This window comes from Natronorubrum daqingense, assembly GCF_001971705.1.
Taxonomy (GTDB): domain Archaea; phylum Halobacteriota; class Halobacteria; order Halobacteriales; family Natrialbaceae; genus Natronorubrum; species Natronorubrum daqingense.
This window is the reverse complement of the sequence record NZ_CP019328.1, coordinates 1-12,941: the sequence shown is the minus strand read 5'-3', so window position 1 is coordinate 12,941 and position 12,941 is coordinate 1. Positions and strand designations below refer to the sequence as shown.

Sequence of the window (12,941 nt, the reverse complement as noted above, 5' to 3'; positions counted from 1 at the left end):
CTGAGCCGGGGTTCGTCCCGGTCATACGAGCTGGTTCGCCCCCTCGAGTGGCTTCGGTAGTTGACGTTCTTTCGCGGGCGTTCCGACGGCGAGCGTGTTCGGTGGAACGTCTTCCGTAACGACGGAGCCGGCGGCGACGAACGCGTTTTCACCGATCGTGACACCGGGCAACAGCGTCGCGTTCGCGCCGATCGAGGCACCGTCTTCGATCGTCGGCCCCTCGAGGCCGTTGTCCGTTCTGATCGGGTACTCGTCGTTGGTCAAGGCGGCGCTCGGGCCGATGAAGACGTTGTCGCCGATCGTCGTCTCGGTCGGAATGTAGACGTTCGTTTGCAAACTGACGTGGGAGCCGATCGTCGTTTGGCCGTCGATAACCGTCTTGGTCCCCACGAGCACGTCGTCGCCGATCGTCGTCGCTTCTCTGACCAAAATGTCGTGTCCCGTCGTAAACTCGTCGCCGATGGTGACGTCGCCATAGAGGATCGAGCCGGCTCTGATGGTCGCGTCGTCGCCGACTCGCGTCGGTTCCTCGAACCCACCGTGACCGAGCGTCGTCTCGTCGTCGACCGTACAGTTCTCGCCACAGACGAACCGACTCACTGGCGTTCACCTCCGCCGTTGTTCGTCGAACCCGTCGCATCCTGTCGACTTGCTACGCATCGTAGATATCTCATTGATTCACCGATACCCGCGTGGGCAATCGTCCAGATACAGCCGGGAATACGGCTTTGTTATCCCCGGCCTGCGACGGCTGTAACCACCTACTATACCGTTCTCACGCCGCAGTGTCTGTAACCCCCCTCGAGACAGCCCAAAATCGCCGCGTTCGGCCACTCGAGTTGGATACTCGAAAAGAAATATTGGATTATTCGTCAATCACGAGTCCCGACTGGTACATCTCCCTTTCGTCCGGGTAGACGAGAGATAGTAAAGTGCCATAGTCTGGCATTCGGTGTCGTGAGGTATCCAAACAGCCCCGGGGTACGGGAATGGGTGTCATTTGGGAACCGCGAGGACGCTCATGTCTGAACACGAATTGTCACAAGCGCAGTTGTTCGACGTCTTTAGCAACGCCCGGCGACGCCGAACCGTCCAGTATCTCAAGCAACAGGGTCGACGATGCGATCTCGCACCGCTCGTCGAGCAGGTCGCCGCCTGGGAGAACGATGTCGACCCGAGCGAGGTCACGCGCACCCAGCGCCGACGTGTGTACATCTCGCTCTATCAAACCCACCTTCCGATGCTCGAGGAACACGGGATCGTCGACTGGAATCCCGACGAGCACATCATCAGGCTCCTCCCGGGCGACGAGGTCTTCGATCCGTATCTCGATCACCGCCTCGAGAGTCAGCGCCCGTGGCATCGCTTCTACGCGGTCGTCACGTCACTCGGCGTGATCGCGTTCGCGCTCACCGTCTTCTCGGTCGGGCCACTCACGGTGACGGCCGCGCCGCTCGTCGCATTAGTCCTCTGCGTGCTCGTCCTCGCCGTCTCGGTCGTCCAGCACCTTTCCCGGCGACCCAAACTCGACCCACCACTGGCGCTGTAACTCCGAGCGGACCGACGACCCGTCCGACTGCCCTCGAAATACCGCGCTCCATTCTCCGTTCACAGCCGTCGTTGCGACGACTTTCCGTCCGAGTTACTCCGCCAGATTCGACTTCGGTTCGGCTTTGGTTCGACGTTGGTTCGACTTCGATTCCAGTCCGGCAGATCCGACTCCGGCGGTTCTTCGCGCCCCCGCGTCAACCGCCACCAGTTTCGTCGAGAGTCACGTGAACGCAGCGACCAGCCTTCGATTCCGAGTGGCCCGAGCGTCCGACAGTCGCCGCCGCTAGCAAGTTGCCGCCGCTAACGAGTCGCCGTCGCTAGCGTGGCGTCGAAATTGCACGGACGGACGAACGCGAAGCGAGAAGACGAAGGCCGCGTCGGTATCCGCGAGTCGCGAGCGCCCCTCGAGCGATCACTCGAGCGTGACCCAGAAGTACGTGTCCTCGTCGGCGTTCTCGTTCGTCGGCTCGTCGGGCACCTCGTCGCTGTACAACAGGACGCTCATACGGACCGTCTCACCTTCGTCCGCGGTCGGCGTCACGGTGAGTTCGTCCGTCCCGGTCGTTCCGTCGTCGAGGGTCGTCTCGAGTTCCTCGAGGTCGGTTCGCTCTTCGACGCTGTCGTCTTCGAGGACTTGCTCTTGGATCACGACCGAGTAGTCGGTCTCTTCGCCTTCCTGGTTGTCGATCGAGACGGTCGCCGTCACCGAGTCGCCCGCCTCGATCTCGTCGTCGATCTCGCCTGCGACGAGGTCGCCGTCGTCGTCCTCGCCGTAGAGGGCTAACTCGGTGAACCCGCCCGTCGATAACGGGGCGAGGAAGGCAACGAGGAGGGCTCCCACCGCCAGCCCGACTGCGAGGACGAGCACGATCGACGACGCCGTCGCGACGGCGCTCTCGTCTCGTCGAAGCTGTGAAAGCGACTCGAGTGGCGAGCCGATAAATCGCTCCGGCTTCGGCGTTCGCAGTCGGCGGACGACGCCCAGTTGCGCCAGCACGACCGTGATGATCACGAGACTCGCGGCGATCGGTTCGGTCGTGAGTCCCCACTGCGTAAACGGTAATGCGATGCCGACGAGCGGAACGATCGCGAGCGAGATCGCGAACGACAGCCCGAGTCGCTCGAGCCAATCGATCCCGCGGACGTAGCCCGACGGTCGGTGGGGGGCGGCTGGGTCGCCGCCCGCCGTCCTCGGCTGTCTCGACGTTCGTTCGGCAGCCGGAAAGAGCACGGAGACCAGCGCGTATCCCGGTAGGAACAAGGCGAGTGGGAAGGTCGCGAGTAGCCTGAGAACGCTCCCTTCGGCGTAGGAGGTGACGACTACGTACGCTATTACGGCGACGATCGAGACCGCCGCCAGGTCGATCGGGTACTGTCGGACTGCGCTGAACCGCGTCGGCGTCGTGGTTTCGTGACTCATCGCTTGACTCGGTAGTGATACTGGTCAGTTCGCAGCTTCGTCGGTGACAGGACGCCTCTCATTCTCGAATCGTTGGCTCAATGCACGCTCTCGGGTTTTGTTATGCCCGTATTACCGCGGATCCGTCTCTCGGTCGCCACGTTCCGCGGCAGCGAGGCTGTTCCGGCATCCCTCGAGTGACTTAGAAGTCGAGATACTGTTCTTCCCATTCACGACGCTCGTCGATTCGTTCACGACCACTGTCAGTGATCGCATAATAGTTCGTTCGTCGATCGAGTTGGCCCTTTTCGACCAGCTCTTTGTTGACGAGCGTATCCAGATTCGGGTACAACCTTCCGTGATTTATTTCCGAGCTATAGTACTTTTCGACCTCGTCTTTGACTGTCTGCCCTGACGGTTGATCAGCACCTGCGATTACGTAGAGGAGGTCTCGTTGGAAGCCGGTCAGATCGTGCATTGCTCAATCACAAAGACCATTCCCCTGAGTAGATATTTGTTATCCGTATCATACAGCAGCGTTAGAACTCCTTTCAAAAGATGTTTCACGAATTAAAGTGGGTGTTCGAGCGACTGTGTCTCGATCCAGTGGGTCCACACGGGCCTGACAGTCGACTCACCCATTACGTTCGTGTACTCCGCGTTCGCTACAGATAGAGACAGGCTACAACCGTGATACGCACTCGAGTCTCGAAATCAGTCGTCGATTTCCGACACCGAGACGTCGATCCCATCCCCACCAATCTGTACCTGAAGCGTGTCGATCGTCGCCTCGTAAGCCGTCGTGTGTGAGCCATCGTCGTCGAACCGAACGCACTCGGCCAAGAGATTGCTCTCGAGAAGGTTGTTGATTCGTCTGTACACCGTTGCTGAGGAACTGTCCGTGCGTTTGGTCAGCTCCTTCGCTGTTTTCGGCCCGTCTCGTGTCGCGACGAGGATCGTTCGCGCACACTCGTCCCCGAGGACGTCGAGCTGGGCGGACGGTTCTGGCGTCGATTCGGAAGGCGTGTTACTCGCTTGCATTGACATCGTCGAAATCACTCGGTTGCCGCAGACTGTCGCCGTCCACTCCTGTGAGCGGTGGCCTCGGCTCGGACCGACTGGAAGACTGACTGATTCTCTCGGACGTTCCAGTACGTTCCAACACGAAGATGAGTAAGCGATAGTGGTATTTTATAACGATGTACCTTATATCCCGAAACAAGATCATTCTCGACCGAAATTCTCCATTTCTAGCTGGAAATGGGTGCTTTCGGACCGTCCCAATAGAGCTAATCGACTGTTTGATCGTGAACTGCACGAAAAGACACGTGAAGTCACCCAGAGGTTCACACTGTTCGCTCCCCCAACATGTTCACTCTCTCGCGTCAGTGAACAGTAGCAAGCCTCGTCCGCAGGCGCGTCGTCGTCGACAAATCGGCGACACTCGAGGGTCGGGTGAATCACTGGTTATCTCGGGATACAGACTGGAAAACCGCTATTTCGCGACACTCACCGAGACGTTTGGAGTGAACGGTCGTCGTCCTTTATTCGCGTTTACACTCGCTGTTGGAGTGACGCCCGGGCGAAGTCGGTGACGGGACGCGACTCGTCTGGCCGTGACTCGACGGAACGACCGTCGCAGGTTACGTTCAGACGAAACTCGTCGCCGTCACTCGTCCGAGTTCACTCCCAACCATGAAAACCCCCCAACACGACTGGAAACCGATGGAATCGTCGACTGCAGGTGCACGCTGTCGAAACTGCGGAACCCACGTCACCCAACAATTTGCCCGCGTCTTCGGTGACAACGGCGATGTGGTCCACGGTTGTCCGGGTTGTACGACCTATCGAGAAATGCAATCGGGCGGCCACCTCCCGCGTGAGTAGTTTGCAGACAATCTCTCGAGTCGTTCCTGTGCTGTCCCATTCGTACTGGTTTCTCTCGTAACCCACGACGGTAGGGCTGTCTCTCACTCGTCGACGAGCTACCGCTCCCAGACAGCTACTCACCGTCCGAAGCGAGCCACCAGACGAACCGTCGATCTCCTTCGGTGTACGGGTCCAATAGCGTACACCGCACGTCGGTTACAGTCCGCTCGAATTCCAGTCCGGATGATCCCACATCGAACGAACAGCAGCGTATCCTCAGCTTACTTCGACCATCGCAGCGGTGGCTGTGACGGCTGGTGAATTCCCGAGACCTAGTCTGCAAAAGTTAAAGTTAGTGGTCTACGAACGAGCGAGGTGTATGGTAGCTGGTGGTGGACGCTTCGTCAAAAATACGCGCTCTTCTTGATCGATGTCTGTTCAGACTAACCGCAGCGAGTCACTCGCAGAAAGCGAGGTGTTCCACATCCTCGGAAACGATAGACGTCGGGCTATCGTCCAACTGCTCGCCGAAGACGGTGGACAGGTCGACGTTTCCGACGTCGCCTCCGAAATCGCTGCAACCGAGACCGACACGACGCCAGTCCCGAACAATCTCTACAAAAGCGTCTACGTCTCCTTACAACAGACTCACCTCCCCCAACTCCAAGAAGACGACGTCATCGAGTACGATTCCGAGGCGAAAACGATTCAACCGGGCACACACTTCGAGGACGTGCTACAGTACATCAACGGCCACGGTGCAAGCGGCCCGACCGTCCTCCAGTTGCACTTCGCAATCTGCGTTCTCGGACTCGCCGTCATCGCGTTCGCCGGAATCGGCGCACCGGTCGTCTCGAGTATCGATCCCGTGTTCGCGAGCGTGATCGTCCTGTTAGTCGTCGCTGCCAGCAGCCTCTACCGATTACTGGCGTAAGGACGGTAGATCGTTGTCCATCGCTCGAGTGTACTCACGACGCCTGGAGCGTCTCGTCCGGCGGCGAAAAAAGGCTGAATCGTCCGCCTCGTCGACGGTTGCTACTTAGCTCGTTGCAACGACTGCTGGCTGTGGCTCGGCATAGTCGTCGTCCGCAGGCCCGTCATCGACGGGCTCGTCTGCAGCGTCGACATCGTCTTCGACGCCGTCGTCAGCGGGGCCGTCAGCGGGCTCATCGTCGACAGCATCGTCTTCAGGGGCATCATCGACCGGGTCGTCGTCAGGCGCATCATCGACTGGATCGTCGTCAGGTGCGTCCTCGAGCATCTCGTCGGCGTCGGAGATGAAGACGAAGAGCGTCGCCTGCTCGATCACGATGTCGTAGTCGTCGTCATCGACTTCTGGTGTTGGCTCGTCGTCGGCAGCATCGTCTTCGACGCCATCATCGGCTGGTCCGTCATCGTCGTCCATCGGTGGGTCGTCCGGACCGTTATCGACTGGTGGGCCGTTCGGTCCGTCCTCACCTGGTGGACCGTCATCGTCGTCCATCGCTGGACCGTTTGGTCCATCGTTGGCTGGTTCGTCGTCATCCATCGCTGGACCGTTCGGTCCGTCGTCAGCCGGCGCGTCGTCATCGGCTGGTCCGTCGTCGCCGTCAGCTGGCGTGTCCGCTGGTGAGTCCATACCGTTCGCCACGTCGTCCTCGCCGGTCACCGGTACGATCGTCACTTCGTCGATCGTCACGGTGAGTTCGACGTCAGTGAGCGTGTAGCCGGCGTCCTCGAGTTCGTCGGTCACGGCATCTTCGGGAACGTCGTCAGCGGCGGGGTCGTCGCTGTCGATTTCGACGTCGTTAGCGTCGTCATCGACGCCATTGTAATCGTTGTCAACGTCGTTGTCGTTCACGCCGTTGTAGTCGTCAACGTCGTTGTCATCGACGCCGTTGTAGTCGTCGTCAGCCTCGTAATCGTTGTCGTCGACGTCGTTGTCGTCGATTCCGTTCACGTCGACGTCGTTGTCGTCGACATCGTTCATGTCCACGTCGTCACCGTTGGCTGGCATCTCGTGGGGCGTCTCGTCGACGTGGACGAAGACGATCAGTTCTTCGACGAGCACGTCGATCGTGTCGTCTGGTGCGTCATCGGGGTCTTCTTCGACAGCGTCGTCATCCGGGTCGTCGACCGGAGCGTCGTCGTCAGGGTCGTCTGCGTCAGGTCCGTCCGCTGCAGGAGGTTCTTCAGCAGGTCCGTCGTCGTCAGGAGCGTCATCTACCGGTTTGTCGTCGTCATCGTCTACTTTGTCGTCATCTGCCTTATCGTCGTCAGGTTTCTCCTCGGCAGGTTCGTCGTCAGGCGCATCGTCTACTTTGTCGTCATCATCTGCCTTGTCGTCATCGGGCTTCTCTTCGGCAGGCTCGTCATCCTCAGGCGCATCGTCTACTTTGTCATCGTCATCTGCCTTGTCGTCATCGGGCTTCTCTTCGGCAGGTTCGTCATCATCTGGGGCGTCATCTACCGGTTTGTCGTCATCGTCTACTTTGTCGTCATCGTCTGCCTTGTCGTCGTCAGGCTTCTCCTCAGCAGGCTTGTCGTCCTCAGGGGCGTCATCTACCGGTTTGTCGTCGTCATCTACCTTGTCATCATCTGCCCTGTCGTCGTCAGCGTCATGGTCTGGCCGGTCTTCAGCTGCGTCGTCTGGGGCCTCGTCATCAGGGACCTCGTCGTCATCTACTTCGTCATCATCGACGTCCGCTGGTCGGTCGTCATCGTCGACCGGATCGTCAACTGGTGCATCATCAGGGGCATCGTCCACAGGCGCGTCGTCATCGACCGGTGCATCGTCGTCGTTCGGATCGACGTCGTCACCGACCGAAACGACTGCCTGATCAGCGATCGGCTCGCCGTCCTCAGTGACGTACGGGCCGTCTTCCTCGCCGTCACTCTCGACGTAGTCGAACTCCTGGTTGTCGTTCGTATCGTGGTGGGCCATCGCGACGAGCGTCTCGTCTTCCTCGAGTGACTCGTCGAGGGTTACGTCGACGTCATCGTGCGTCCCCTCCTCGAGGTACTCCGAGGAGCCGATAACGCTATCGAGGACGTTTCCTGCGAGTACGCTACTGTCGTGAATCGCGACGAAGCCACCGTCTTCGAGGGCAACCTCGTCGACCACGACGGTATCGTCCTCGAGTTCTTGGTCGCTAAACGTCACGCTTGCGTCGGCATCGTCGTCGACGCCATCGTCGTCGAGAGCGTCGTCGTCAGGTGCCTCGTCGTCATCGACGTCGTCGAAGTCGTCATCGTCGGGCGCATCGGGATCGTCAACGTCGTCGGGCGGCCCGACCTCGTCGTCATCCACATCCGCGTCGTCATCCGCGTCCGGTGGTGCGTCGTCAGGTTCGTCGTCCGGTGCTGTGTCCTCGCCCGCTTCTGAGTCGTCGTACCCATCGTCTTGCTCGTCGACGGTCGCAGGTGCGGCACCTGCTACCATCGCCCCGCTCGAGCAAATCATCATCAAGACGGTGAGTACCACGAGTAGCTGATTACGTGTAGTCATGTCTGTGCCGGAAGGCATCGGCTAATGGCTGGAGGCTCGCTTAAACCGGCACAACCATTACGAGCCGAAATTGGATACTACGGGCCAGCAGACGTGGTTCCAGTTCTCGTTCGACGCTCGAAATCAACGATTGCTGATACGGTTTGCGACGACGGGCTATCGGTGCAATCGCAGGACGGCGAGCCAAATCGAAAATGAGTTACAGCCGACCGGGCGAGTTTGACAGTCGGCGACGAATCCGCTCGAGTGGGTGTCCGTTACCAGCCGACGGCCGTCCGCGGTCGAATCGTCACTCGTTCGTCGGTCGCTCGGGTGATTGTGAGGCCGTCGGCTCGTGTCCGGGCAAGCAGACGAGGTTCTCTCTGCCGAGTCGGAGCTTCGTAATCCGCCCTTCCTCCTCGAGTTCGGCGAGTAATCTGCTGACTTTGGCCTTCGACCAGTCGACGGAGTCGACGATCCGAGATTGCTTCATCCGGCCGCCGTTGTCCTGAATGAGCTGTTGAACCTGTTCTCGATCGGTGAGGAACTCTTCGGTGTGCGTACTCGAGTCGGCTGAGAACGAGTCGCGACTACCCAGTCGGTTGCGGACGACGAGAACACCACCGAGGAGTGCGAGACCGAGGATGCCAAGGAGCGCAGCGATGTGTGGGCTCCACTCGAGTTGCACTGGGTGGCCGACGCCGGCGGCCACGAACGGCGCGGACCAGATGGAAATGTCGGTGGTTACTGATTCGATGCCTGCTGTCTCAGGAGAGACGAGCGTCGTGGCGGATCCGTGGAACTGACTGGTCATGTGAGATAGACTGATCTGGCTTCACTCACGCTTCTCTATACCGTCGATACCGCTTCTCAAATCATTTTTCATCGTGTTCTTATTCGTATTATTTCATATTTCATGATGGTTGATAGCTCCTCGATAGTGCGATCGAACGCGGGAATGGCGCGTGGCACGTGAGGAGGCGAGGCGATGATCGGCTTCCGATCACGCTCGTGGCGTGGGTCAGGAACGCGAGTGTGCGACGTGTGGCCTCGAGTCGACAGCCTGTGCTGTCCCGGCGAACACACGCCAGTGCGTTGACGACGCGAGTACCATGCGAGCAGTGTCGCGGCGGAGTGGGGTAGGTTCACGCCTTGAATACCCACGGTCGGTCGCTCGAGGTGCTCGTGAATCAGCGAAAAATCACACGCCGGGGACGCCGACGGCGTCGAATCCGGTGACGCCGATAAGCGCCAGCACGTAGAGGACGATTAGGACCGACAGCCACGCGACGATCGTGATCGCGGCGGCATCGACCCACCCGCCTGGATACCGTGCGTTGACGACTGCGAGGTACGCGAGCAGTACCAGGAGCGGACCGAGTAGTGGGATCCAACCGAAGAAGAACCCAACGACGGCCCAGATAACGGCACCTAACAGGGCCGTGATGAGCGCGTACGTGTAGTCTTCGGCGTCGACCACCACCTTTGCGCCGGCGAAAATGCCAACAGCACCGATGAGCAGGCTCACGACGAAGACGATGAGGCTTTCGATCATACGTTCTCTCGAGGCCACGGATACCGTTAGTTATCTTTCACCTACACTCACGAAAAGAGCAGTGTATCGCGGCGAAACGTCGGTTTTCGCTATAATTTTTACCAGAAATCTCGTTGTCGTTTCGCCGGCCACTCGCGGTTAGGCAGACCGTTCGATAAATTCCGGGTCGCTCCCAGTCGGTGCGAGTCGCGTCTCCTCGACGAGCGAGTGAATTCCTCGCTCGAGGTCGATTCGCGATTCGAAGCCGAGCGTCTGGGCTGCCTTCGAGACGTCGGCACGGCTGTGTCTGATGTCGCCGGGACGGGGGTCGCGGTGAACGATCGACGAGGACGACCCCGTCGCGGTTCGAATGATCTCGGCGAGGTCCGTGATCGACGTTTTGGCACCCGTGCCGATGTTGTACGCCTCCCCGACGTCGTCGGTCGTCGCGGCGTACAGATTCGCGCGAACGATGTCGCTCACGTGGACGAAATCTCGCGTTTGCTCCCCGTCGCCTTCGATCGTGATCGGCTCGTCGGCTCGAGCCTGCTCGATAAACGTCGAAATAACGCCGCTGTAGGGCCCCTGCTGGCGGGGACCGTACGCGTTGAAGTATCGCAACGACACCGTCGGCAGGTCGTACAACTCGGCGTAACGTCGCGTGTACTGATCGAGCGCGAGTTTCTGGATGCCGTAGGGCGACATCGGCTCGGTCGACGACGATTCCGCCACCGGCAACTCGTCGGGATGGCCGTACACCGCAGCGCTCGAGGCGACGACGACCCGCGCGTCTTCCTGTCGCGCCTGCTCGAGGACTAAGAGACTCGCCTCGAGATTCGTCTCGTTGCTTCGGCGCGGGTCGTCGACACTCTGGGAGACGCTCACGATCGCTGCGTGATGGAAGATGATATCGACGCCGCGGGCGGCCTGCTGGAGCGCGATCGGATCACCGACGTCTCCGTCGATGACTGTCACCTCCTCGGGCACGTTCGCCGCGTCCCCCGTCGAAAAGTTATCGAGGATTCGGACGTCGTTGTGTGGCGTCAACGCTTCCACGAGGTGACTGCCGAGAAAGCCTGCCCCACCGGTCACGAGTACCGTCTGATCGCGAATCGCTGGCGAGTCCATCTACTCGCTGAAGCACCTCCCCGCCGTTTAGTATGCGACTCGTACGGACGGCGTATCCGCGTCCTACGAATCGGGAAATACGTCGTGTCTCGCCGATCCTGATGCAGATCTCGAGCAGTACGATGCTGTTTCTCGGCCGGCGTGAGGGGCACTCGAGCGTCCGTCGAGATCGAAACCGAATGCACGGAAGTGACGCCACCAAATCGGGCAACAGAAGCTATATGCGGTCCCCGTGACAACCCCCGTCAATGACCGTCGACCTCGTCGTGAGCAACTGTACCGTCGTCACGCCGGCCGGGCGAACGCCCGACGCGGGTGTCGCCGTCGAGGACGGTGAGATCGTCTCAGTCTGTCGCAGCGACCACCTCCCCGACGCCGACCGCGAACTCGACGGCGACGGGAACGTACTCGTTCCGGGTCCCATCGACTGTCACATTCACAACCGGGAACCCGGCCTCGAGTACAAGGAAGACTGGGAGTCAGCGACGCGAGCGGCCGCCGCTGGCGGCGTGACGACCGTCGTCGGCATGCCCAATACGGACCCCGTCATCGACCGACCCGAGCACCTCGAGCTCAAGTTCGACCGCGGCGAGGCCTCGGCGCACGTCGACTTTCAGAGTTACGTCGTTGTCACCTCGGGGAACCTCGACTTGATTCCCGACCTCGACGACGCCGGCGCACTCGGGTTCAAGATTTTCCTCGGATCGACCGTCGGCGACGTGCCGCCGCCGAACGACGGCGAGATTCTCGAGGCGATGAAGTCGATCCGAGAGACGGGCAAGCGACTCGGTTTCCACGAGGAAAACGGCGAGATCATCGACCACTACACGGCGCAATTCAAAGCGGCGGGAAAGAACGACCCGATTCACCACTCCCACTCCCGGCCGGTCGTCGCCGAGCGCGAGGCCGTCGAACGAATGATCACGTTCGCCGAGGAGACGGGCGTGAAGATCCACATGTACCACGTCTCCTCCGGTTCGGCGGCCGAAGCCGTCGCACGCGGCAAGGATCGCGGCGTCGACGTCACCGCCGAGACGACGCCCCACTACCTCTGGTTCACGGAGGACGTCATGCGAGAGAAGGGGAACCCGGCTCGCATTCAGCCGCCGATCCGCGACGCCGAAGAACGCGAGAAACTGTGGGACATCGGCATCGACGACGGCGTGATCGACTGCATCGCTACCGACCACGCCCCCCACACCCCCGAGGAGAAGAAAGTCGACGACCCCTTTGGCAACACGTGGGACGCGATTTCCGGTTTCGTCGGCCTCGAGACCGAGATTCCGGCCATGCTCACCTTCGTCGATCAGGGCCGACTCACGCTCGAGGAGTGGGTTCGTCGCCATGCCGCCCGACCCGCCCAGGTCTGGGGGATGTACCCACAGAAGGGCTCCTTGCAGGTCGGGACCGACGCGGACTTTACGATCGTCGACCCCGACGAGGAGTGGACGCTCGAGGACGCGTCGGCGCTTCACTCGAAAAACTGCGTGACGCCGTTCGAAGGCGAATCCTTCACCGGAAACGTGGTGTCGACCGTCGTCCGCGGCGAAGTCGTCTACGAGGACGGCTCCGTCGTCGGCGACTCCGGGCACGGAACGCGAGTCACACTCGAGTAGCGACCGTTCTCGACGCAAACTGTCGTTTACCGCGAGGATTATCAGAACCTGAAATCAGCAATCGGTTTATAAGAAATATCCACCCCTCCGCCACGGATGAGGACCTCCCGCAATGTCAGATTCCGACTCCGATGCGGACGACGCCGACGCCCAGCAGGCGAAACGACTCCGATCAGTCTACCTCTCGGTAACGGACGGCGATACGGACCCAGTCGTCGAACCCCAGCACGAAGACTCGAAAAACCGAGAAATCAGCGAAGATCGCGCGAACGAAGCCGTCGGTCCCGCGGAGTTACACGGACTCGACGATGCGATCGACGACCCGGAACCAGCGGACTAACGGTCACTTGCCACTCCGTTTTCACTGCGTCTCTCGAG

General features: G+C 60.3%; 13 protein-coding genes. 5 read left to right on the top strand and 8 right to left on the bottom strand.

Annotation, left to right across the window (positions count from 1 at the left end; all coding sequences use genetic code 11):
- Positions 1-21: 21 nt before the first annotated feature.
- Positions 22-600: an acyltransferase gene (locus BB347_RS16525; RefSeq protein ID WP_076583513.1), complete on the bottom strand. Its 579-nt coding sequence runs from the start codon at positions 598-600 to the stop codon at positions 22-24.
- 421 nt (positions 601-1,021) lie between these two features.
- Here BB347_RS16525 and BB347_RS16520 point away from each other — a divergent pair, with 421 nt between their 5' ends.
- Positions 1,022-1,549, top strand: a complete 528-nt coding sequence (locus BB347_RS16520) for a DUF7344 domain-containing protein (protein WP_076583512.1) — start codon at positions 1,022-1,024, stop codon at positions 1,547-1,549.
- A gap of 414 nt (positions 1,550-1,963) precedes the next feature.
- On the opposite strand, the gene BB347_RS16515 is transcribed toward BB347_RS16520, so the two are convergent.
- The 3 genes from BB347_RS16515 to BB347_RS16505 all read right to left on the bottom strand — a co-directional run bounded on the left by BB347_RS16515 (position 1,964) and on the right by BB347_RS16505 (position 3,997).
- Positions 1,964-2,971 carry a DUF1616 domain-containing protein gene (locus tag BB347_RS16515; RefSeq protein WP_076583511.1) on the bottom strand — a complete coding sequence of 336 codons (1,008 nt, stop codon included), beginning with the start codon at positions 2,969-2,971 and terminating at the stop codon, positions 1,964-1,966.
- A 181-nt stretch (positions 2,972-3,152) separates the two neighbouring features.
- Positions 3,153-3,428 (bottom strand): PadR family transcriptional regulator, encoded by a 276-nt coding sequence (locus BB347_RS16510; RefSeq protein ID WP_076583509.1) that lies wholly within the window; start codon positions 3,426-3,428, stop codon positions 3,153-3,155.
- Positions 3,429-3,664: 236 nt separating this feature from the next.
- Positions 3,665-3,997 (bottom strand): winged helix-turn-helix domain-containing protein, encoded by a 333-nt coding sequence (locus BB347_RS16505; protein WP_076583508.1) that lies wholly within the window; start codon positions 3,995-3,997, stop codon positions 3,665-3,667.
- Positions 3,998-4,675: 678 nt separating this feature from the next.
- Between BB347_RS16505 and BB347_RS19435 the strand changes: the two genes are divergently transcribed.
- Together BB347_RS19435 and BB347_RS16495 are read left to right on the top strand one after the other, a co-directional pair.
- On the top strand, positions 4,676-4,837 hold the full coding sequence (locus tag BB347_RS19435) for a DUF7563 family protein (protein WP_168170974.1): 162 nt from the start codon (positions 4,676-4,678) through the stop codon (positions 4,835-4,837).
- A 412-nt stretch (positions 4,838-5,249) separates the two neighbouring features.
- On the top strand, positions 5,250-5,753 hold the full coding sequence (locus BB347_RS16495; RefSeq protein WP_076583505.1) for a DUF7344 domain-containing protein: 504 nt from the start codon (positions 5,250-5,252) through the stop codon (positions 5,751-5,753).
- Positions 5,754-5,858: 105 nt separating this feature from the next.
- Here BB347_RS16495 and BB347_RS16490 read toward each other — a convergent pair whose 3' ends face one another.
- The 4 genes from BB347_RS16490 to BB347_RS16475 all read right to left on the bottom strand — a co-directional run bounded on the left by BB347_RS16490 (position 5,859) and on the right by BB347_RS16475 (position 10,947).
- Complete coding sequence (locus BB347_RS16490) at positions 5,859-8,306, bottom strand: DUF7282 domain-containing protein (protein ID WP_157525004.1); 2,448 nt, start codon at positions 8,304-8,306, stop codon at positions 5,859-5,861.
- A gap of 289 nt (positions 8,307-8,595) precedes the next feature.
- On the bottom strand, positions 8,596-9,099 hold the full coding sequence (locus tag BB347_RS16485; RefSeq protein ID WP_076583495.1) for a helix-turn-helix transcriptional regulator: 504 nt from the start codon (positions 9,097-9,099) through the stop codon (positions 8,596-8,598).
- 387 nt (positions 9,100-9,486) lie between these two features.
- Complete coding sequence (locus BB347_RS16480; RefSeq protein WP_076583494.1) at positions 9,487-9,840, bottom strand: hypothetical protein; 354 nt, start codon at positions 9,838-9,840, stop codon at positions 9,487-9,489.
- Between the two features lie 138 nt (positions 9,841-9,978).
- Positions 9,979-10,947, bottom strand: a complete 969-nt coding sequence (locus BB347_RS16475; protein ID WP_076583492.1) for an NAD-dependent epimerase/dehydratase family protein — start codon at positions 10,945-10,947, stop codon at positions 9,979-9,981.
- 248 nt (positions 10,948-11,195) lie between these two features.
- On the opposite strand from BB347_RS16475, the gene allB reads away from it, so the two are divergent.
- Both allB and BB347_RS16465 read left to right on the top strand, forming a co-directional pair.
- Positions 11,196-12,563 carry an allantoinase AllB gene (allB, locus tag BB347_RS16470; RefSeq protein ID WP_076583491.1) on the top strand — a complete coding sequence of 456 codons (1,368 nt, stop codon included), beginning with the start codon at positions 11,196-11,198 and terminating at the stop codon, positions 12,561-12,563.
- Between the two features lie 112 nt (positions 12,564-12,675).
- On the top strand, positions 12,676-12,903 hold the full coding sequence (locus BB347_RS16465) for a hypothetical protein (RefSeq protein ID WP_076583489.1): 228 nt from the start codon (positions 12,676-12,678) through the stop codon (positions 12,901-12,903).
- The last annotated feature ends 38 nt before the right edge of the window (positions 12,904-12,941 follow it).

Bases quoted from the DNA above. Each gene is read 5' to 3' on its own strand.
- BB347_RS16520 (WP_076583512.1), top strand. From the start codon at position 1,022: ATGTCTGAACACGAATTGTCACAAGCGCAGTTGTTCGACGTCTTTAGC.
- BB347_RS16515 (WP_076583511.1), bottom strand. From the start codon at position 2,971: ATGAGTCACGAAACCACGACGCCGACGCGGTTCAGCGCAGTCCGACAG.
- BB347_RS16510 (WP_076583509.1), bottom strand. From the start codon at position 3,428: ATGCACGATCTGACCGGCTTCCAACGAGACCTCCTCTACGTAATCGCA.
- BB347_RS16505 (WP_076583508.1), bottom strand. From the start codon at position 3,997: ATGTCAATGCAAGCGAGTAACACGCCTTCCGAATCGACGCCAGAACCG.
- BB347_RS19435 (WP_168170974.1), top strand. From the start codon at position 4,676: ATGGAATCGTCGACTGCAGGTGCACGCTGTCGAAACTGCGGAACCCAC.
- BB347_RS16495 (WP_076583505.1), top strand. From the start codon at position 5,250: ATGTCTGTTCAGACTAACCGCAGCGAGTCACTCGCAGAAAGCGAGGTG.
- BB347_RS16490 (WP_157525004.1), bottom strand. From the start codon at position 8,306: ATGACTACACGTAATCAGCTACTCGTGGTACTCACCGTCTTGATGATG.
- BB347_RS16485 (WP_076583495.1), bottom strand. From the start codon at position 9,099: ATGACCAGTCAGTTCCACGGATCCGCCACGACGCTCGTCTCTCCTGAG.
- BB347_RS16480 (WP_076583494.1), bottom strand. From the start codon at position 9,840: ATGATCGAAAGCCTCATCGTCTTCGTCGTGAGCCTGCTCATCGGTGCT.
- BB347_RS16475 (WP_076583492.1), bottom strand. From the start codon at position 10,947: ATGGACTCGCCAGCGATTCGCGATCAGACGGTACTCGTGACCGGTGGG.
- allB (WP_076583491.1), top strand. From the start codon at position 11,196: ATGACCGTCGACCTCGTCGTGAGCAACTGTACCGTCGTCACGCCGGCC.
- BB347_RS16465 (WP_076583489.1), top strand. From the start codon at position 12,676: ATGTCAGATTCCGACTCCGATGCGGACGACGCCGACGCCCAGCAGGCG.